Annotated in this window: 14 protein-coding genes and 1 pseudogene; 5 read left to right on the top strand and 10 right to left on the bottom strand. The window is 67.9% G+C overall.

Going from position 1 to position 16920, the window contains the following annotated elements; genetic code table 11:
• The 3 genes and pseudogenes from AC1DNG_RS17010 to AC1DNG_RS17020 form a co-directional block, all read right to left on the bottom strand.
• Nucleotides 1-152 (bottom strand): annotated as a pseudogene (locus tag AC1DNG_RS17010) (methylisocitrate lyase); the annotation flags it as partial.
• The gene (locus AC1DNG_RS17015; protein ID WP_230007910.1) at nt 152-1672 is read right to left on the bottom strand and encodes an MmgE/PrpD family protein; all 1521 of its coding nucleotides are present in this window, start codon (nt 1670-1672) and stop codon (nt 152-154) included. The pseudogene AC1DNG_RS17010 and the gene AC1DNG_RS17015, both read right to left, overlap by 1 nt.
• Complete coding sequence (locus tag AC1DNG_RS17020) at nt 1665-2324, bottom strand: GntR family transcriptional regulator (RefSeq protein ID WP_028277407.1); 660 nt, start codon at nt 2322-2324, stop codon at nt 1665-1667. The genes AC1DNG_RS17015 and AC1DNG_RS17020 overlap by 8 nt, the downstream gene beginning before the upstream one ends.
• A gap of 198 nt (nt 2325-2522) precedes the next feature.
• On the opposite strand from AC1DNG_RS17020, the gene AC1DNG_RS17025 reads away from it, so the two are divergent.
• The gene (locus AC1DNG_RS17025; protein ID WP_476857879.1) at nt 2523-4433 is read left to right on the top strand and encodes an AMP-binding protein; all 1911 of its coding nucleotides are present in this window, start codon (nt 2523-2525) and stop codon (nt 4431-4433) included.
• An 18-nt stretch (nt 4434-4451) separates the two neighbouring features.
• On the opposite strand, the gene AC1DNG_RS17030 is transcribed toward AC1DNG_RS17025, so the two are convergent.
• Nucleotides 4452-5390, bottom strand: a complete 939-nt coding sequence (locus AC1DNG_RS17030; protein ID WP_476850473.1) for a LysR substrate-binding domain-containing protein — start codon at nt 5388-5390, stop codon at nt 4452-4454.
• A 241-nt stretch (nt 5391-5631) separates the two neighbouring features.
• Here AC1DNG_RS17030 and AC1DNG_RS17035 point away from each other — a divergent pair, with 241 nt between their 5' ends.
• The gene (locus tag AC1DNG_RS17035; protein WP_476887838.1) at nt 5632-6750 is read left to right on the top strand and encodes a PrpF domain-containing protein; all 1119 of its coding nucleotides are present in this window, start codon (nt 5632-5634) and stop codon (nt 6748-6750) included.
• A gap of 10 nt (nt 6751-6760) precedes the next feature.
• The gene (locus AC1DNG_RS17040; protein WP_476850385.1) at nt 6761-8206 is read left to right on the top strand and encodes an SLC13 family permease; all 1446 of its coding nucleotides are present in this window, start codon (nt 6761-6763) and stop codon (nt 8204-8206) included.
• Between the two features lie 337 nt (nt 8207-8543).
• Here AC1DNG_RS17040 and AC1DNG_RS17045 read toward each other — a convergent pair whose 3' ends face one another.
• Both AC1DNG_RS17045 and AC1DNG_RS17050 read right to left on the bottom strand, forming a co-directional pair.
• Complete coding sequence (locus AC1DNG_RS17045; protein ID WP_223916554.1) at nt 8544-9263, bottom strand: response regulator; 720 nt, start codon at nt 9261-9263, stop codon at nt 8544-8546.
• Complete coding sequence (locus AC1DNG_RS17050; RefSeq protein ID WP_476850386.1) at nt 9260-10984, bottom strand: sensor histidine kinase; 1725 nt, start codon at nt 10982-10984, stop codon at nt 9260-9262. Before AC1DNG_RS17050 ends, AC1DNG_RS17045 begins: the two co-directional genes overlap by 4 nt.
• Nucleotides 10985-11121: 137 nt before the next feature.
• Here AC1DNG_RS17050 and AC1DNG_RS17055 point away from each other — a divergent pair, with 137 nt between their 5' ends.
• A complete protein-coding gene (locus AC1DNG_RS17055) occupies nt 11122-12489 on the top strand; it encodes a cation:dicarboxylate symporter family transporter (protein WP_476850387.1) in 1368 nt (455 codons plus the stop codon).
• Between the two features lie 137 nt (nt 12490-12626).
• Here the strand turns inward: AC1DNG_RS17055 and AC1DNG_RS17060 are convergent, their stop codons facing one another.
• From AC1DNG_RS17060 to AC1DNG_RS17070, 3 genes are all read right to left on the bottom strand, one after another.
• Nucleotides 12627-13376 carry an ABC transporter ATP-binding protein gene (locus tag AC1DNG_RS17060; protein ID WP_223916560.1) on the bottom strand — a complete coding sequence of 250 codons (750 nt, stop codon included), beginning with the start codon at nt 13374-13376 and terminating at the stop codon, nt 12627-12629.
• Complete coding sequence (locus AC1DNG_RS17065; RefSeq protein ID WP_476850389.1) at nt 13369-14334, bottom strand: FecCD family ABC transporter permease; 966 nt, start codon at nt 14332-14334, stop codon at nt 13369-13371. The genes AC1DNG_RS17060 and AC1DNG_RS17065 overlap by 8 nt, the downstream gene beginning before the upstream one ends.
• 97 nt (nt 14335-14431) lie before the next feature.
• Nucleotides 14432-15619 carry an ABC transporter substrate-binding protein gene (locus AC1DNG_RS17070; RefSeq protein ID WP_476887839.1) on the bottom strand — a complete coding sequence of 396 codons (1188 nt, stop codon included), beginning with the start codon at nt 15617-15619 and terminating at the stop codon, nt 14432-14434.
• 195 nt (nt 15620-15814) lie between these two features.
• Here AC1DNG_RS17070 and AC1DNG_RS17075 point away from each other — a divergent pair, with 195 nt between their 5' ends.
• Complete coding sequence (locus AC1DNG_RS17075) at nt 15815-16585, top strand: DUF6390 family protein (protein ID WP_476870550.1); 771 nt, start codon at nt 15815-15817, stop codon at nt 16583-16585.
• A gap of 69 nt (nt 16586-16654) precedes the next feature.
• Here the strand turns inward: AC1DNG_RS17075 and AC1DNG_RS17080 are convergent, their stop codons facing one another.
• Complete coding sequence (locus AC1DNG_RS17080) at nt 16655-16912, bottom strand: HypC/HybG/HupF family hydrogenase formation chaperone (RefSeq protein WP_230008283.1); 258 nt, start codon at nt 16910-16912, stop codon at nt 16655-16657.
• Nucleotides 16913-16920 lie beyond the last annotated feature (8 nt).

Below are 16920 nucleotides of genomic sequence, written 5' to 3' on the forward strand. Positions count from 1 at the left end.
CCGGAAATGTACACCCCGGCGAAGCCCTTCTCCTCGATCAGCCGCGCCGAGAGCGGGTTGAACGCGCCGGGGAACTGGGCGATGGTGCCGGAGGCGAGGATTTCGCGGAACCGGATCCGCTTTTGCTCCGGGGTGACTTTCGAATACAACATTAGAAGAGTCCCTTCGGGGCGCCGGCGAGGTCGATCACGCCGTCGGCGGCCTGGATGTTCAGCTGGTCCAGCTCGCCGGCGGCGAGCTCGGGGAGCCGGGCGGCGGCGGCGAGGAAGCGCTCGATCTCCTCGTCGGCCACCAGGCCGGCGGCGAGGGTGCGGAACTTGTTGACGTACTGCTCCCGGGCGAACGGCCGGGCGCCCAGCGGGTGGGCATCGGCGACCGCGATGTCATCGGTGATGACCGTGCCGTCCTTGAGCGTGATCTCCACGGTGCCGCCGAAGGCCTTCTCGGCGATGTCCAGGGAGTGGTAACGGCGGGTCCATTCCGGGTCCTCGACCGTGGTGACCTTGTGCCAGAGTTCCACGGTGTCGGGGCGGGCGGCGCGTTCCGGGGCGTAGGAGTCCACGTGGTGCCAGGTGCCGTCCTGCAGGGCGACAGTGAAAATGTACGGGATCGAGTGGTCCAGCGTCTCGCGGCTGGCCGTGGGATCGTACTTCTGCGGGTCGTTGGCGCCGGAGCCGATCACGTAGTGGGTATGGTGGCTGGTCTTGATCAGCACGGATTCGACATTGGCCGGGTCCGTGACCTCGGGGTGTTCGCCGTTGAGCTTGCGGGCGAGGTCGATCCACGCCTGGGCCTGGTATTCGGCCGAGTGTTCCTTGGTGTACGTGTCCATGATGGCCCGCTTGGCCTCGCCGGCCTCAGGCAGCGGCACGGTGTAGGAGGCGTCCGGGCCGTCCAGCATCCAGGCGATCACGCCGTCTTCGCCCTCGTAGATCGGTACGGGCGAGGTCTGGCCGCGCATCGCACGGTCCGCGGATTCGACGGCCATTTTGCCTGCGAACGCGGGGGCGTGCGCCTTCCAGGTGGAGATTTCGCCCTTGCGGGACTGCCGGGTGGCGGTGGTGGTGTGCAGCGCCTGGCCGACCGACTGGAAGATGGTCTCGACGTCGAGGCCCAGCAGGGTGCCGATGCCGGCGGCGGCGGACGGGCCGAGATGGGCCACGTGGTCGATCTTGTGCTTGTGCAGGCAGATGGCCTTGACCAGGTTGACCTGGATCTCGTAGCCGGTGGCGATGCCGCGGACCAGGTCCCGGCCGCTGGAACCGACGTGCTGGGCGACGGCCAGGACCGGGGGGATGTTGTCACCCGGGTGCGAGTAGTCCGCGGCCAGGAAGGTGTCGTGGTAGTCGAGTTCACGGACCGCGACGCCGTTGGCCCATGCGGCCCATTCGGGGGAGACGCGTTCCTCGATGCCGAAGACCTTGGCGCCCTTGCCGCCGGTGCTGGGGCCGTGGGTGAGGGCCTGGGCCCGGGCCGCGACGATCGGGGCACGGTTCAGCGAGGCAACCGCCACCGAGGCGTTGTCGATGATCCGGTTGATCACCATGTCGGTGACCTCATCGGTGACCTCCACGGGATCCGCGGCGACCTTGGCGATCTTGTAGGCGAGCTGGTCCTCGCGGCCCAGGTTTTCCTCGCTCTTGTAAACGCGGACGTGGTGTTCCTTAACCATGGTGCTCCCTTTGCTGAGGTGTATGGGTGGCTTTGACGTGCGAAAGACTGCGGTGCAGGTGAAGCGTGGTGGCGGCCTCGGCCAGGCGCGGGTTGCCGGCGGCGATCGCCTCGGCGATGGCCGCGTGCTCGGCGGCGGCGGCAGTAAGCCGGGCGGCGTCGTCGGCGGCCAGGCGCCGGACGCGCACGAGGTGGACGCGGAGACTGCGCATGGCCTGGACGAGGTAGGCGTTGGAAATGGCGGCGTCGATGGCCGCGTCCAGCCGTCCGACCAGCCCGTAATAGTCGTGCAGGGCCGGATCCTGTCCGCCGATCAGTTCCGGGGCCTGGAGCAGTTCGCGCCGCAACGCATCGAAGGTTGCGGGGTCGCCGCGCTCGGCGGCCAGGGCGGCGGCCCTGCCCTCGAGGGTTTCGCGCAGTTCGAACAGTTCGTCGATGTCGTCCAGGGAAATGTCGGTGACGACGACGCCGCGGCCGCCCGCCGTCGTCGTCAGCCCTTCGGCCGTGAGCCGGCTCAGGGCCTCCCGCAGCGGGGTGCGGGAGATGCCGAGGCGCGCCGACTGTTCCACCTCCGCGAGCACGGTTCCGGGCAGGAGGCGCCATTCGATGATGTCGTCGCGCAGGGCCGCGTAGGCCTTGTCGCTGGCGCGCATCCTGCCTCCTTCGGTGGCGGCTGTGTCGGGATGGAACAACATCAGTGTATACACGCAACGGCTCTTTGCCCAGCAATTGCCGCCTGTGGTGAACAAATAGCCGAGTTGTGTATACATGGCCCTTGTATCGCCGGTCCGCCCCGGTTTACCCTTGTCTATCATTGGTCGCATCACAACGTCGTGGACAGGATGTACGTCATGGTCACCAAGAGCTACAGGGCAGCCTACGAACGGAGCCTGGAACATCCCGCAGAGTTCTGGCTGGAGGCCGCGGAAGGGATCTCCTGGCAGACGTCCCCGCGGCAGGCCCTCGAGGCGGGCCGGGCACCGCTCTACGACTGGTTTCCGGACGGGGTCCTGAACACGTCGTACAACGCCCTCGACCGGCACGTCGCCCAGGGCAGGGGTCAGCAGGATGCCTTGGTCTACGACTCCGCGATGGTGGGCATCCGGCAGAGCTATACCTATGCGGAACTGACGGACCTCGTGGCCCGGTTCGCCGGTGTCCTGCGCCGCAGCGGCGTCGGCAAGGGCGACCGCGTGGTGATTTACATGCCGATGATCCCCGAGGCCGTGATCGCGATGCTGGCCACCGCACGGCTCGGCGCCGTGCACTCGGTCGTCTTCGGCGGGTTTGCCCCCAAGGAACTTGCCGCCCGCATCCGCGACGCAGCCCCCGCGGCGGTGGTGACGGCGTCCGGCGGCATCGAGCCGTCGCGCCGGATTGAGTACCTGCCTGCCGTCGCCGAGGCCCTCAGTATCGCCGGCGCCGCCGAAACCCCGGTGCTGGTCAAGGCCAGGGACGGCTTCGGCTCGACGGTGGCCTCCATGGCGGCCGAGCACCCCGGGTGGCTCGACTGGGACACCGAGATGGCCTCCGCCGAGGCGGCCGCGCCGGTGGACGTCAAGGCGACGGACCCGCTGTACATCCTCTACACCTCGGGCACCACCGGCTCGCCCAAGGGCGTGGTGCGGGACAACGGCGGCCACGCCGTGGCCCTGAAATGGACCATGGAAAACCTCTACGACGTCGGCCCCGGCGACGTCATGTGGACCGCCTCGGATGTCGGCTGGGTGGTGGGCCACTCCTACATCGTCTACGGTCCGCTGCTGGCCGGCGCCACCACGGTGCTGTACGAAGGCAAGCCGGTGGGGACGCCCGACGCCGGCGCGTTCTGGCGGGTCATCCAGGACCACAAGGTCAACGTGCTGTTCACCGCGCCCACCGCGCTGCGGGCCATCCGCAAGGCCGACCCTGAGGGCCGGTTCCTGGACAAGTACGACATTGCCAGCCTGCGGACCCTGTTCGCGGCCGGCGAGCGGCTGGACACCGATACCTTCCACTGGGCCTCCCGGGTGCTCGGTGTTCCGGTGGTCGACCACTGGTGGCAGACGGAGACGGGCTGGGCCATCTGCGCCAACCCCCGAGGCCTCGGCGGACTGCCGATCAAGGCCGGGTCGCCGAGCGTCCCGATGCCCGGCTTCCGGCTCAACGTCGTCGACGGCGCGGGCGGGGACGTCGAGGCCGGCACGGAAGGCAACATCGTCCTCGGCCTGCCGCTGCCGCCTGGCACCCTGACCACGCTCTGGCGCAACGACGACCGCTACATTTCCTCCTACCTCCAGGCGTTTGAGGGCTACTATGCCACCGGTGACTCGGGCTACCGGGACGAGGACGGCTATGTCTTCGTCATGGGCCGCACGGATGACATCATCAACGTCGCCGGACACCGGCTCTCCACCGGCGCCATGGAACAGGTGATCGGCCAGCACCCGGCAGTTGCCGAATGCGCCGTGATCGGCCTCGCCGACCCGCTCAAGGGCCAGCGGCCCAGCGGCTACGTGGTCCTCAAGTCCGGGGTGGACGTGCCCGAGGAAGTCCTGGTCAAGGACCTGATCGCCCTGGTCCGGCGCGACATCGGGGCCGTGGCGGACTTCAAGCACGTCACCGTGGTGGATGCCCTGCCGAAGACCCGTTCGGGAAAGATCCTGCGCAAGACCATGCGCCAGATCGCCGACGGCGAGACCTACGTGGTGCCCTCCACGATCGAGGACGCCGGCGTGATCGACGCGCTGCTCGACACCCTGCGCCCCGGCCCTACGGAGTGACCGGAGCAGCCTCGTGGTCTAGTGATAGTCGCCGGCCCGTTCGCGGGCGATTTCCAACAGGGTGGAGTGGAAGGCCACCTCGGCCGGGGCATAGACCTTGTCCTCCCGCTGCGCCAGCAGTATTCTCCGCAGCGGGGCAGCGGAGCCCAGGCTCAGCACCTTCACGTCGGGATGCTGAAGTGCCACGGCGGTTTTGGGCACCATAGCCACGCCCATTCCCACGCTGACCATGGCCTGGGCCTCCTGGTAGTCGTTGGCCAGGAAGGCAATCTCCGGTTCGAATCCGGCGTCGTGAGCGGAACGCTGCAGCACCTCCACGACGGGGTGGGCCTCGGCGCGCACGATCCAGGACTCGTTGCGCAGGTCTTCCATGCGTACCTGCTCCCGCTCGGCGAGTGGATGGCTGCGGGCCACCAGGATAACGGTGCTCTCCCGGAAGACCTCGGTTACGCGGATGGAATCGTCCCGGAACGGGTTCCAGGGGTAATCCCAGAGCAGGCACAGACCCGTGACCCCGGACTGCAGATCTGCGACGAGTTCGTCGAAGCGGGCGCTGCGCAAAGAGAGGCTGATGGCCGGGTAGCGCTTCTTGAAGGTCCGGATGACGATGGGCAGGAAGGATCCGGCCAGGGTTGGGAATGTACCCACAGTCAGGGAACCGCGTCTGAGGCCGGCAATCTGGCCCAGGTCGGACCGGGCTGCCTGCATCTGCCAGACGATCTTGCGGGCGTGGCCGGCCAGAACCTGGCCGGCCTCGGTGGGCACCACCCCGCGGGAGCGGCGGGTGAGCAGAGGCTGCCCCACTTCCTGTTCGAGCTTGCGCAGCTGCTGGGAGACGGCCGAGGGCGTGTACATCATCAACTCGGCCGCCGCGGTGATCGAGCCCTGCTCCACCACCTCCAGCAGAAGCGCCAGCCGCCTTATGTCGAACAAATCCTGACCTTCGTCCTTTAGCAACGCTTCACCCTTCTTCGCCTTTGGTTCATTCCCTGCCGGGACGAGGCCTGCCTTGAGGACTTCGAGCACTTTTCCTGGCAACGGAGGCTTTGCAGCTGGGGAATAATCCTCCAGCGCTCTATGAATTAAGCAATCCTACATCCCCCTGAAAAAATCCAACATTGTCTAAAGTTGTGATCTGGCTCAATCTCTTTTCAGGTCCTCATTCAAGTCTGAGGCACGAGGAGAAGCGGGAAACACCATGAAGATCGAAGCCCAATGGATGCGCGGAGGCACCAGCAAGTGCTGGGTGTTCGAAGCGGAGCATCTTCAGGCGGGCGGCATCAGCCTGGATGTGCTGCTGCCGCGGCTGTTCGGCAGCCCGGATCCGCGCCAGATCGACGGCGTCGGCGGCGCCACCTCGACCACCAGCAAGGCCGTGATCGTGCACCGGCCCGTCAGTGGCGACGTCGACGTTGAGTACACCTTTGCCCAAGTCGGTGTCGAAGAGGCCGCGGTGGACTGGGGCAGCAACTGCGGGAACGGCTCGGCGGTGGTGGGTCTGTACGCCATCGAGAAGGGCTGGGTGCTCCCCAACGGAGACGTCACCCGGATCGTCACCCGCAACACCAACACCAACCAAATCATCGTCCAGCGCGTGGCCACCCCTGCCGGAGCCCTGGCCTCCGTTCCGGACGCCCGGACGCCAGGCGTACCCTTCCCGGGCTACGCTGTGGGGCTCGGCTTCCAGGACCCTGCCGGCAGGACCACCGGTGCGCTGCTGCCCACCGGTGCGGCCACTGACACCCTCACCGCCGGCGGAACCCGCTGGACTGTGTCGATGGTCGACGCCGGAGCGCCCGTCGTGATCGTCAACGCCGAAGAACTGGGCCTGGACCCGGCCAGGTACGACAGCTGGCGCGCCGGAGTGGAGCTGCAGCTGGATACCCTGGAGCAGATCCGGCGGCAGGCGGCGGTGCGGATGGGGCTGGTCCGCACAACAGCCGAAGCGGCCCGGGCCATCCCCAAGCTCGCCATCGTCGCCGCGCCCGCCCCGGCCGACCCAGACTGCGACGCCAACGTCATGATGCTCTCCATGGGCAAGCCCCACCCGGCCCTGGCCATCACCGGCAGCATCGCCCTGACCCTGGCCGCCCGCACCCCCGGCACCGTGCTGCACACCATTACGGGCGACTCCCTGGGGAGCACGCTCCGGCTCCGCACCCCCGCCGGGGTCATCGAGACCTGGAGCGAGGAGCACGACGGGACGCTCCTCGTAGGCGTCGACCGCACGGCCCGCACCATCGCCACAACCATCATCCATCTCCCCGAGGTCCCCGGCAGCGCCGTCGCTGCCTCCCTCGCGGGAGCCACCCGCTGAGGAGACCATCATGACCAAGACTGAGCACCGCACCGCTGTCGCTGCGGACCAGACCCGGGACAACGATGCCCCGCGTCCAACCCGCCGCCGCCGAATCCTGCTGGCGGCGGCCGCCGGGTTCGCGTTCCTGGCTTTGATTGCGCTCGTGCTGGGGGGTGATATCTTCAACCCTTCGGCCACCCCGCAACCGGAGCACTCCATGACCGCTGTCCAAATCATCCCGCTCGTCATCCTCGTCATTATGTTCATCGTCGCCACGAAATGGCCGCTGAACATCGGCGTGATGGGGCTGGTTGCCTCCTTCGGCGTCGGCTATTTCATGCTCGGAATGACGGACAAGCAGATCCTCGAAGAGTTCCCCGCCAGCATCGTCGTGACGATCATCGGAGTCACGTACTTCTTCAGCATGGCCCAGCGGAACGGCACCATCGACATCATCGTCCAGACCTGCGTACGCCTCGTCAGGGGCAAGACGATGCTGCTGCCCTGGGTGTTCTTCCTGATCGCTGCTGCGCTCACGTCACTGGGCACCTTCTCGCCGGCCGCCGTCGCGCTGCTGGCGCCGGCGGCCATCGGCTTCGCCTACGAGTCCCGGATCCATCCCGTCTTGATGGGCGCATTCATCATCAACGGAGCCCACGCCGGCGGCTTTTCCCCGCTGTCCGTCGCCGGCGTGCTGGTGCACGACATCGCCCTGAAGAACGGATTTCCCATTTCCCAGGGCGCACTCTTCATCGCCAGCTTCGCTCTTAACCTCATTCTCTCCGTGCTCACCATCGTCCTGTTCGCCCTCCTGGGCAGGCTGCGGGACGGCGAAGGCGGCCAGCATGCCGACGTCGACACCGCCCGCACCAGCCGCCCTCGCGGGCAGCAGATCCTCACGCTGGCACTGATCGCGGTGATGCTCGTGTGCACCCTGGGCTTCCACCTGCCGATCGGCTTTGTCGCACTCTCCGCCGGGCTCCTGCTGGCGCTGGTCAACATCAAAGAACACCAGACGTTCATCGGCGGTGTCTCCTGGTCCACCGTCCTGCTGGTAGCCGGCATGATCACCTATGTCTCCCTGCTCCAGCACGTTGGCGTCATCGACACCCTCGCCGAGCAGGCTCTGGCACTGGGCGCACCGCTGCTGGTGGCGCTGGTCCTCTGCTATGTCATTGGCGTCGGCTCAGCCTTCGCCTCCTCCACGGCGTTGCTGACCGCGTTCATTCCCCTGGCCGGTCCGCTCCTGGCTACCAGCTCGCTGAGCGCATCAGGAACGGTCGCGGCGCTGGCTATAGCTGCCACGGTGGTGGATGTCTCGCCCTTCTCCACCGACGGTGCGCTGGTGGTCGCCAACGCCCGCGACAACGACAGGCAGCGAGTGTACCGGCAGCTGATGGCCTATGCCGGGGGAGTGGTGCTCGTAGCCCCGGCCCTCGCCTGGGTCCTGCTGGTTCCCACCGGCATCATGTAACCGCGCGGCCACCGGCGGTGCGGCTACCGATAGCCGGGCCGACCCCGCCGCATTGAATGAAGTCTTCGTTTGCGGCAAGTAACCACGCAGAAGGCCCGGACACACAGTGTCCGCCGGCACCAGACCGCAGTGGGGCGGCGAATGATGATCACCCGGATCATCGCCTATTCGCAACGCGCGCCGCCCCGCTGCCCTGACACGTCAACAGCGGCCGCATGGCACTAAGCATCCGCGATCATCCCGCCACAAGGAAACCGCCGGGACGGCATTTCGCGGCAGTGTTTCCCGGGATTGCCGGCAAGTGCCCTCCCGGTGACGGTAACGGGGAGCGGCAGGCCTACGTCCGCGGCCGGTTCCAGCGGTATTCGTTCTCCGGCCGCCCGGGGGCGCCGTAGCGGGCGGCGCGGGAGACCGTTCCGGCGTCGGCGAGGTATTCGAGGTAGCGCCGGGCGGTGACCCGGGACATCCCGAGCGCCTCCATGACCTCGCTGGCCGACACCGCCTCGGCCTGCTGCTTGATGTAGTCCTGGACGGATTCCAGCGTGGATACGGCCAGGCCCTTGGGCAGCGACAGCTCGGACGGGGCACGGAGGCTGGCGAAGGCCTGGTCCACATCGCTTTGGGACGCCCGGGCTCCGGCTTCCCCGGCCAGGGGTGCGGCCAGCTGCTCGCGGAACAGCCGGTAGCTGGCGAGCTTGTCCGCAAAGGTCGCGTAGGTGAACGGTTTGATCAGGTACTGGACCACGCCGGTGGCCACCGCGCTGCGGACAATGTTCAGTTCCCGCACCGCGGTGATGGCGATGATGTCCGCGAACAGTCCGGCCGCCCGCATCCGGCGTGCGATGTCCAGCCCGTGGAGGTCCGGGAGGTTCATGTCCAGCAGGACCAGCTCCACCGGATTGCCTGCCGCGGAGAATTCGGTGAGCAGGCGCAGGGCGGACTGGCCGTCGGGCGCGGAGCCCGCCAGGGTGAAACCGTCCAGCCTTTCTATGTAGGCGGCGTGCGCTGCGGCAGCGATGGGCTCGTCCTCGACGACGAGTACCCGGATCTCGCTCATGGTTGTCCCTCGGTAGTGACCGGCAGCGGAGTGACCGGCGGTGTTGTGACGGGCAGAGTGACGCGGAACAGCGCCCCGGCCGGGCTGGTGATTGTCATGGTACCGCCCAGCCGCTGTACCGCCTGGCGCACCAGGGCCAGTCCAAGGCCGCGTCCGAACGGTCCCGGGGCCTTGGTGCTGAAACCATGCCGGAAGACGTCCTCCACGGCCGCGGGATCGATCCCGGGGCCGCTGTCCTCCACGGTAATCTCCAGGGCGGAGCCGGTGGTCTCGACGGTCAGCTCCACGAGCCGGGGTGCCGGCGCCTCGGCCGCGGCGTCGATGGCATTGTCCAGCAGGTTCCCCAGGATGGCCACGAGGTCCTGCACGGCCAGTCCGGTCACGGCCGTGGAACCGCTGGTATTGAGGGTCAGTTCGACGCCGCGTTCGTGTGCTTCGGCTGCCTTGCCCATGATCAGGGCGCCGAGCACGGGTTCCTCGATGGAGCTCACAATGTCATCCGTGAGCCGCTGGCTCAGTTCCAGGTCTTTGGTGGCGAAGTCCAGCGCCTCGGGGCCCCGGCCCAGTTCCATGAGCGAGACGATGGTGTGGAGCCGGTTGGCGTGTTCATGGGTCTGGGCGCGGAGCGCGTCCGAGAGCGTGCGCATCGTCTCGAGTTCACTGCCCAGGGATTCGATCTCGGTACGGTCCCGGATGGTGGCGACCGTTCCATAAACAGGAGTGCCAGCGCCGGCAGCGCCGGACTTCGCTCCGCGCGGGCGGGCGCTGGCAGATTCGGGTCCCACCGCGGGGCCCTGGTTGACCACCAGGATCCGCGAGCCGGTCAGGTGGATCTCATCCAGGGCGGTCCGCCCCGATTCGAAGAGCTCTTTGAGGCTGGGGGCCAGCGGCAACTCCGCGAGGGAGGGCGCCGCCTGGCGGCCGCCCCCCGCAACCCCGCGGTCAGCGCCGGAGGTGGGACCGCCGTCGGCGGACTGCTTCCTCAACCCGAGCAGTTCGGCGGCCTGGTCGTTGTACATCACCACTTTGCCCTTGGGGTCGATGAGGATCACGCCCTCGCGCACCGAATGCAGCACCGATTCGTAGTACGCGAAGAGCTGGCCCAGCTCTTCGGGGCCCCAGCCGCGGGTCACCCGGCGCAGGTACCGTCCCAGGAGCCAGGCCGCCGCCGACCCGCCGGCCAGCAGCGCCAGGCTGATGGCCAGCAGCGCCGGCAGCCGGCCGGAGAGTGCGACGTCCACCGTCCGGACCGTCACGCCCGCGGCCACGAGCGCCCGGACCTTGCCGTCGGCATCCTTGACCGGGGCGATGGTGCGCACCGACGGGCCGAGGGTGCCGGCCACGACTTCCGTGAACACCTGGCCATGGAGGGCCGCGTCAATGGAGCCGATATACGGTTTGCCCAGTTCCTCATCCCGCGGGTGGGTCCAGCGCGTGCGGTCCGGGGCCATGATCGTGATGAAATCCGCGTCGGCGTCGTTCATGGTCTTCAGGGCATACGGCTGCAGCAGGGCCGTGGGATCGGCCGAGTCCGCCGCCGCCAGGACGAAGGGGGCGTCGGCGACGGCGGTGGCGATGCCGGCCATCCGGCGTCCGGCCTCGTCGTAGGCGTGATCGCGCGCGTCCACGAACACGGCCGTGCCAACGATGGCCGTCAGGGCCACCACGAACAGCAGGTTGGCCGCAAACAGCCTGCGGGCGATGCTCCAGCGCCGGATCATCAACACCTTCCATGACCAATATGAACGCAAGGGTGATGCGCGTCACCTTCTCATCAATGATGGGGTTACACGCAAGAAGGACAAGAGCGGACCACAGCCAGGACCGCACCAAGTCCAGCCTATCCAAGGAGAACACCATGGCCTCTCAACGAGGAGAGTCAGCAGCACCGGCCGCCGCTCCGGCCAAGAAGCGCAAGGGACTGGACAAGTCCCACTACCTCTACATCGCAGTCATCGTAGCCGTGATTGCAGGTGCCGTTATCGGCCTGCTGTTCCCCGAGGTCGGCAAATCCCTCAAACCACTCGGCGACGGCTTCATCAAACTCATCAAGATGATGATCGCGCCCGTGATCTTCTGCACCATCGTGCTGGGCATCGGCTCCATCGCCAAGGCCGCCACGGTCGGCAAGGTCGGCGGCCTGGCGCTCGCCTACTTTGTGGTCATGTCCACGTTCGCCCTGGGGATCGGCCTGGTGGTCGGCAACCTGATCCACCCGGGCGAGGGCCTCAAGCTCGCCCCCTATGATCCGAACAAGAAGGCGGCAGTCGACAGCACGGTTGACTTCCTGCTGGGCATCATCCCGGGCGACATTCCCGTGTTGCCGACCCTCCTCGCCGCGATCCTGGTCGGCTTCGCGCTGCAGAAGATGGGCCCGCAGGGAGCCCCGATCCTCAAGGCCGTCGGTTACGGCCAGGCCCTCGTGTTCCGCATCCTCATCATGATCATGTGGCTGGCCCCGGTCGGAGCCTTCGGCGCGATCGCCGCAGTGGTCGGTGCAACCGGCTTCCAGGCCATCATCAGCATGGCGACCCTGATGGGCGCCTTCTACATCACCTGCGCCCTGTTCATCGTCGTGATCCTCGGCGGCCTGCTCAAGGCGGTCGCAGGCGTCAGCATCTTCAAGCTCATGAAGTACCTCGGCCGCGAATACCTGCTGATCTTCTCCACGTCCTCCTCCGAAGCCGCGCTGCCCCGCCTGATCGCGAAGATGGAACACCTCGGCGTGTCCAAGCCCGTCGTGGGTGTCACGGTCCCCACCGGGTACTCCTTCAACCTCGACGGGACCGCCATCTACTTGACCATGGCCGCACTGTTCGTCGCCAACGCCATGGGCACGCCGCTGGACCTTGGCGCCCAGGTTTCCCTGCTGGTCTTCATGATCATCGCCTCCAAGGGTGCCGCCGGCGTCACCGGTGCCGGCCTGGCCACGCTGGCCGCCGGACTCCAGGCGCACGCACCCCAACTGCTGGGCGGCGTGGGCATGATCGTCGGCATCGACCGGTTCATGTCCGAGGCGCGCGCCCTGACCAACTTCACCGGCAACGCCGTCGCCACGGTGCTGATCGGCACCTGGGTCAAGGAGATCGACGGCGGACGCGTGGACCGTGTCCTGGCCGGTGCCGAGCCGTTCGACGAAGAGACGATGCTGGCCGGCCACTCCGGCGCACAGGATGCCGCCGAACAGCCCGCACAGCCGGCACAACCGGTCCTGGCACACGCCTGAACCCGCGCCTGCACCGTCCCGAACCACGCCGGAACCGGCCAGGGCCGCACCCCGGCCCTAAACTGACAGGACGCACTACCGCTCGATGACGCCCCAAGCGCCCGGCAGCCCAGCTGCCGGGCGCTTGGGCGTTCGGTTCAGCCCTCCTCGGCGCCGAAGGGGGTGACCACCGTGCGGCGGGGCGTCCCGGCGTCGTCGTAGCTCAGGGTGCTGACACGGACGCCGTACAGCGCGGAAAGCTGCGCATCGGCGAGGAGCGGCCCGGCAGGCCCGGTCACCACACCCGCGGCGCCCATGAGGACCACCGAGTCCGCGAGGAACAGGGCGTGGTCCGGGTGATGGGTGCTCACGAGCAGCGACATCCCGGTCCGCACGAGTTCCCTCAGCAGCTGGAGGACCCGGACCTGGTTCTTCAGGTCCAGCCCGGTGGACGGCTCATCCAGGACGAGGAGCCGCGAACCGCCCGCGATAGCCCGTGCAATGAGGACCAGCTGCTGCTCGCCCCCGCTCAGCGTCGGAAACAGCCGGTCGGCCAGGGCGGCGATCCCCACCCGGTCCATGGCGCGGAGCGCGGCGGCCCTGTCCCGGCTGCCGGGGGAGCGGAAAACGCCGATGTGGCGGGCACGGCCCATGACCACCATGTCCAGGGCCGGGTAGCCGAACGTGCTGCCGCGCGCCTGGGGAACATAGCCCGCCGTCTCGGACCTGCGCACCGCACCCTCCTGTACGGCCAGCATGCCGGCCGCGCAGCGCACCAGGGTCGTCTTGCCGCTGCCGTTGGGCCCCAGGACCGCGGTCACGGTGCCCGGCGGCACCGAGAAGCTGAGATCCTTGAACACCCAGTTCTGCGGCGAATAGCCAAACCCGGCCCCGCGCAGCTCAAGCACCGTCCCAGATCCTCTCCCGGTTCCGGCGCAACAGCACGAAGAACACCGGTGCGCCGATCAGGGCGGTCAGGACGCCCAACGGGATTTCCCCGGCCGTGGCGGTGCGCGCGATGGTGTCGATGGCGATCAGGTAGGCCCCGCCCAGCAGGAAGGAGACCGGCAGCAGCACCCGGTGGTCCGGTCCCACCCACATGCGTGCGAGGTGCGGGATGACCAGCCCCACCCAGCTGATGACGCCGCTGACGGCGACGGCCCCGGCGACCATGAGAGCCACGGCGGCGAGGACCGCCCAGCGCAGGGGGCGGGGCCGGAGCCCCAGGGCGGTGGCGTCGTCGTCGCCGAGCGAGAGCACATTGATCCGCCACCGGAGGGCCAGCAGGACGACGCCGCCGGCAGCGATGGGAATGAGGGCCACCAGCACTTTCGCCCAGGTGGCGGTGGAGACACTGCCAAGCAGCCAGAAAACGATGGCGGGCAAGGTGGTGAACGGGTCCGCCAGATACGTCACCAGGGCCACCAGGGCGGAGAAGAAGGAGGCCGTGACGATTCCTCCGAGGACCACCATGAGGATGTGGGCGCCGCCCCGCCCGGACGTGATGAGGAAGACGATTCCCAGTGCCAGCAGCCCGAAGCCGAACGATCCGCCCACGAGGGCGACGGGGCCCAGGCCCAGCAGCAGGGCCAGGGCACCGCCGAAGGAGGCGCCTGAGGAGACGCCGATGACCTCAGGGCTGACCAGGGGATTGCGGAACACGGCCTGCAGGGCCGCGCCGCCGATTGCGAGGGCGCCACCGACCAGCAGGGCCAGCAGGACCCTGGGCAACCTGACCAGCAGCACCACGTTTTCCTCGGCCGCGGGAACGCCCGGGCCGAAGGGAACTATTCGCGACGCCAGGATCTGCACGACATGGTCCAGGGACACGCTGTAGCGGCCGCTGGCGAGTGCAACCGCCGACACGGCCGCCAGGACTGCTCCTGAGAGCAGGCATGGACCGATGACCTGGCGCAGCCCCGGTCCCCGGCCGCCGGGGGGTCCCGTGGTCAGAGGCTGGGCCTCACGAAGCATCGAACTGCCGGTAGTTGGCCGAGGTGCCGTTGGCTTCGGTCCAGAGGATCTTGTCCAGCTCCGGCGCCGATGGCCGGTAGCGGTACAGGAAGTCGAAGTAGTCGTTTGTCTCGTCCCTCAGCGTGGAGCGGTTGCCGGAGGGGAAACTGACATCTGTGAGCCAGCGCCACATCAGTGGCGATTCCTGGCCGGGGGGATCCCAGCGGTAGCCGCCCAGCGGGACCTTGTAGACGCGGCGGGAGCGCACGGCGGAGACGCTTTGCCACACCGGGTTGCCGTAGACGTCGGCGGGCATCGCGTCGTCGAAGTTCCCGAGCAGGATGATGTCCGGATCCCAGGCCAGGACCTGTTCGACGTCCACGCCCACCATGCCCTTGCCCTGAAGGCCCTGCGGGCCGGTGGCGGGGTTGTGTGCCCCGATGAGCTTGATGTAGAAGTCGTTGTAGCTGCCGTTTCCGGCTACCTTGAGGCCGCCGCTGAACCTGTTGAAGTAGATGATGCCCGGGCCGCCGGTGCCGCGGGCGGCGGCCTCGGCCTGGATGGCCTTCTGTTGCCCGTCGCTGCGCGCCTTCATCTGCACGGCCCGGTCCGGCCGGCCCAGCATCGTTGCGAAAAGCGCGGTCCACGTGTCCACGTCCTGCTGCGTGCCGGTGTTCGTGATGCCCAGGACCTTCAACCCGGCCTGTTCCAGGGGTGCCGTCAGTTGCGCATCGCTCCACTGGACCACGACGTCGGGGTTCAGTGCCCGGATGCTTTCGACATTGGGCGTGAAGTCGGTCGTGGCGATGTCGTGCGGGATGTTCAGGGTCTCCGGGTACATGGTGCCCATGGCGCCGTCGCGCATGGCGACCCATGAGGCGTTGTGCATCCCGGCCAGATGGCCGGCGCCCTGGTCGACGGCGGCCAGCAGGGAGGCGGCGGGCATGGGAATGGTCACCACCCGGGTGACCGGGCGGTCGAAACTCAGGACCGTCCCGCGCTGGTCCGTCACCTGGATCCCGGCCGGGCCGGAGGCGGAACCCGGGGGCGCAGTACCGGCAGCCCCTGCCGTCGGCGTTGACTGCGGCGACGACTGTGGCGCCGTGCCGGCCGCGGCGCAGGAAGCGAGGAACAGCGCCCCTCCGCCGTAGAGGGCCGCTGCCAGTACAGATCGTCGGTTGGCTTCGGGGACGCTCATCGGCCTACCTCCCGGGAAGGACCGCGCGCAACGGCCATTCGCTCCGCGCCGGCCACAGCAATGGTCCCGGTGCGGCATTTCCTCACAGCATCCGCCGAATGCGCAGGGGTGTCAATGCCGGTCACGACGGGCATTGTTCGCCGATGGGCGCCGGTGCTAGCCTCGCTGATATCCCCTGTGAAATGAGGCCACGGGATGGAAATCAACGGCGCCCAACTGTTTGTCCGCTACGCGTATCCGCCGAATTCGCGGGGCAGCTGCGGGCCGCCTGACAGCGACGCGCTGCTGCACTATGGCCAGTCCGGGGTGACCGACGCGGGCCTGCGCGAACTTGCGAAGGGGTTCGCCGGCGCCTGGCCGTACCTGGAGCTCATCGCAGGTGCCACCGGCAACCCGGACCCGCTGGACTACGCGGTGGTGGAGGCCTACTGGGTGGGAAACACGCTGCTGGACTCCGTGGGTGTGCGCAGCATCGGCAATTCCATGGAGGACCGGTTCCGTGCACGGACCGGGCATCAGTTCCCGCATCTGATGGAAGGGGTCCTGGCCGGCGGCGTCCCGCATCACAGCTTCCACGTCCTGGAAATCTATCCGTGGACGGGACTCTTGCGCGATGACAGGCGCTCATCCACGGCCCTGAATGTCCTTGACCAATGCCGCATCCGGTGGGGCGAGGTGGTGGCCGTCGAAGGGGACAGCGCCCTCGTTCGCTCGCGGCCCCTGGCGTGGGACGGGATGGCGCTGTCGCTGGGGGAACCGGTGATCGAGACGGCCAAGTACGCCGTGGCCGGGTCCGGCTTCATCGCTGACCTCATGCCCGGGGACATGGTGTCCCTCCACTGGGACTGGGTGTGCGACCGGCTCTCGGCCGCCCAGCTCCACCGGCTCCAGCACTACTTTGCGCGCCACCTCAAGATCGCGAATTCCGGTGTGGAGCACCGCGGCGCAGCGATCGCCCTCGAATAGCGGCGCCTTTCGATCCTTCAGTGGGGGAGTTCCTTCAGTGGGGGAGATCCTTCAGTGGGGGAGTGAAGGCTACGGGACCGTGTCGGTGGGGTCCGGGCCCCGTCCCATGAGCTCAAGTCCCGTCATCGCACGGTCGGCGCCTTCCTGGTCCACGCGTTCCAGGGCGAAGCCCATGTGGATCAGGACCCACGTGCCGCTCTCCACGGGGCCGTCATCGAGGAGGCCAATGTTGATTTTGCGCTCCACTCCGGCCACATCCACGAGGGCGAGTTGCCCGTTGTAGCCGTCGATCACTTCGATGATCCGGCCCGGTATTCCCAGACACATCCGTGGTT

Source organism: Arthrobacter sp. 01T425 (genome assembly GCF_056398725.1).

Bases quoted from the DNA above. Each gene is read 5' to 3' on its own strand.
- AC1DNG_RS17015 (WP_230007910.1), bottom strand. From the start codon at position 1,672: ATGGTTAAGGAACACCACGTCCGCGTTTACAAGAGCGAGGAAAACCTG.
- AC1DNG_RS17020 (WP_028277407.1), bottom strand. From the start codon at position 2,324: ATGCGCGCCAGCGACAAGGCCTACGCGGCCCTGCGCGACGACATCATC.
- AC1DNG_RS17025 (WP_476857879.1), top strand. From the start codon at position 2,523: ATGGTCACCAAGAGCTACAGGGCAGCCTACGAACGGAGCCTGGAACAT.
- AC1DNG_RS17035 (WP_476887838.1), top strand. From the start codon at position 5,632: ATGAAGATCGAAGCCCAATGGATGCGCGGAGGCACCAGCAAGTGCTGG.
- AC1DNG_RS17040 (WP_476850385.1), top strand. From the start codon at position 6,761: ATGACCAAGACTGAGCACCGCACCGCTGTCGCTGCGGACCAGACCCGG.
- AC1DNG_RS17045 (WP_223916554.1), bottom strand. From the start codon at position 9,263: ATGAGCGAGATCCGGGTACTCGTCGTCGAGGACGAGCCCATCGCTGCC.
- AC1DNG_RS17050 (WP_476850386.1), bottom strand. From the start codon at position 10,984: ATGATCCGGCGCTGGAGCATCGCCCGCAGGCTGTTTGCGGCCAACCTG.
- AC1DNG_RS17055 (WP_476850387.1), top strand. From the start codon at position 11,122: ATGGCCTCTCAACGAGGAGAGTCAGCAGCACCGGCCGCCGCTCCGGCC.
- AC1DNG_RS17070 (WP_476887839.1), bottom strand. From the start codon at position 15,619: ATGAGCGTCCCCGAAGCCAACCGACGATCTGTACTGGCAGCGGCCCTC.
- AC1DNG_RS17075 (WP_476870550.1), top strand. From the start codon at position 15,815: ATGGAAATCAACGGCGCCCAACTGTTTGTCCGCTACGCGTATCCGCCG.
- AC1DNG_RS17080 (WP_230008283.1), bottom strand. From the start codon at position 16,912: ATGTGTCTGGGAATACCGGGCCGGATCATCGAAGTGATCGACGGCTAC.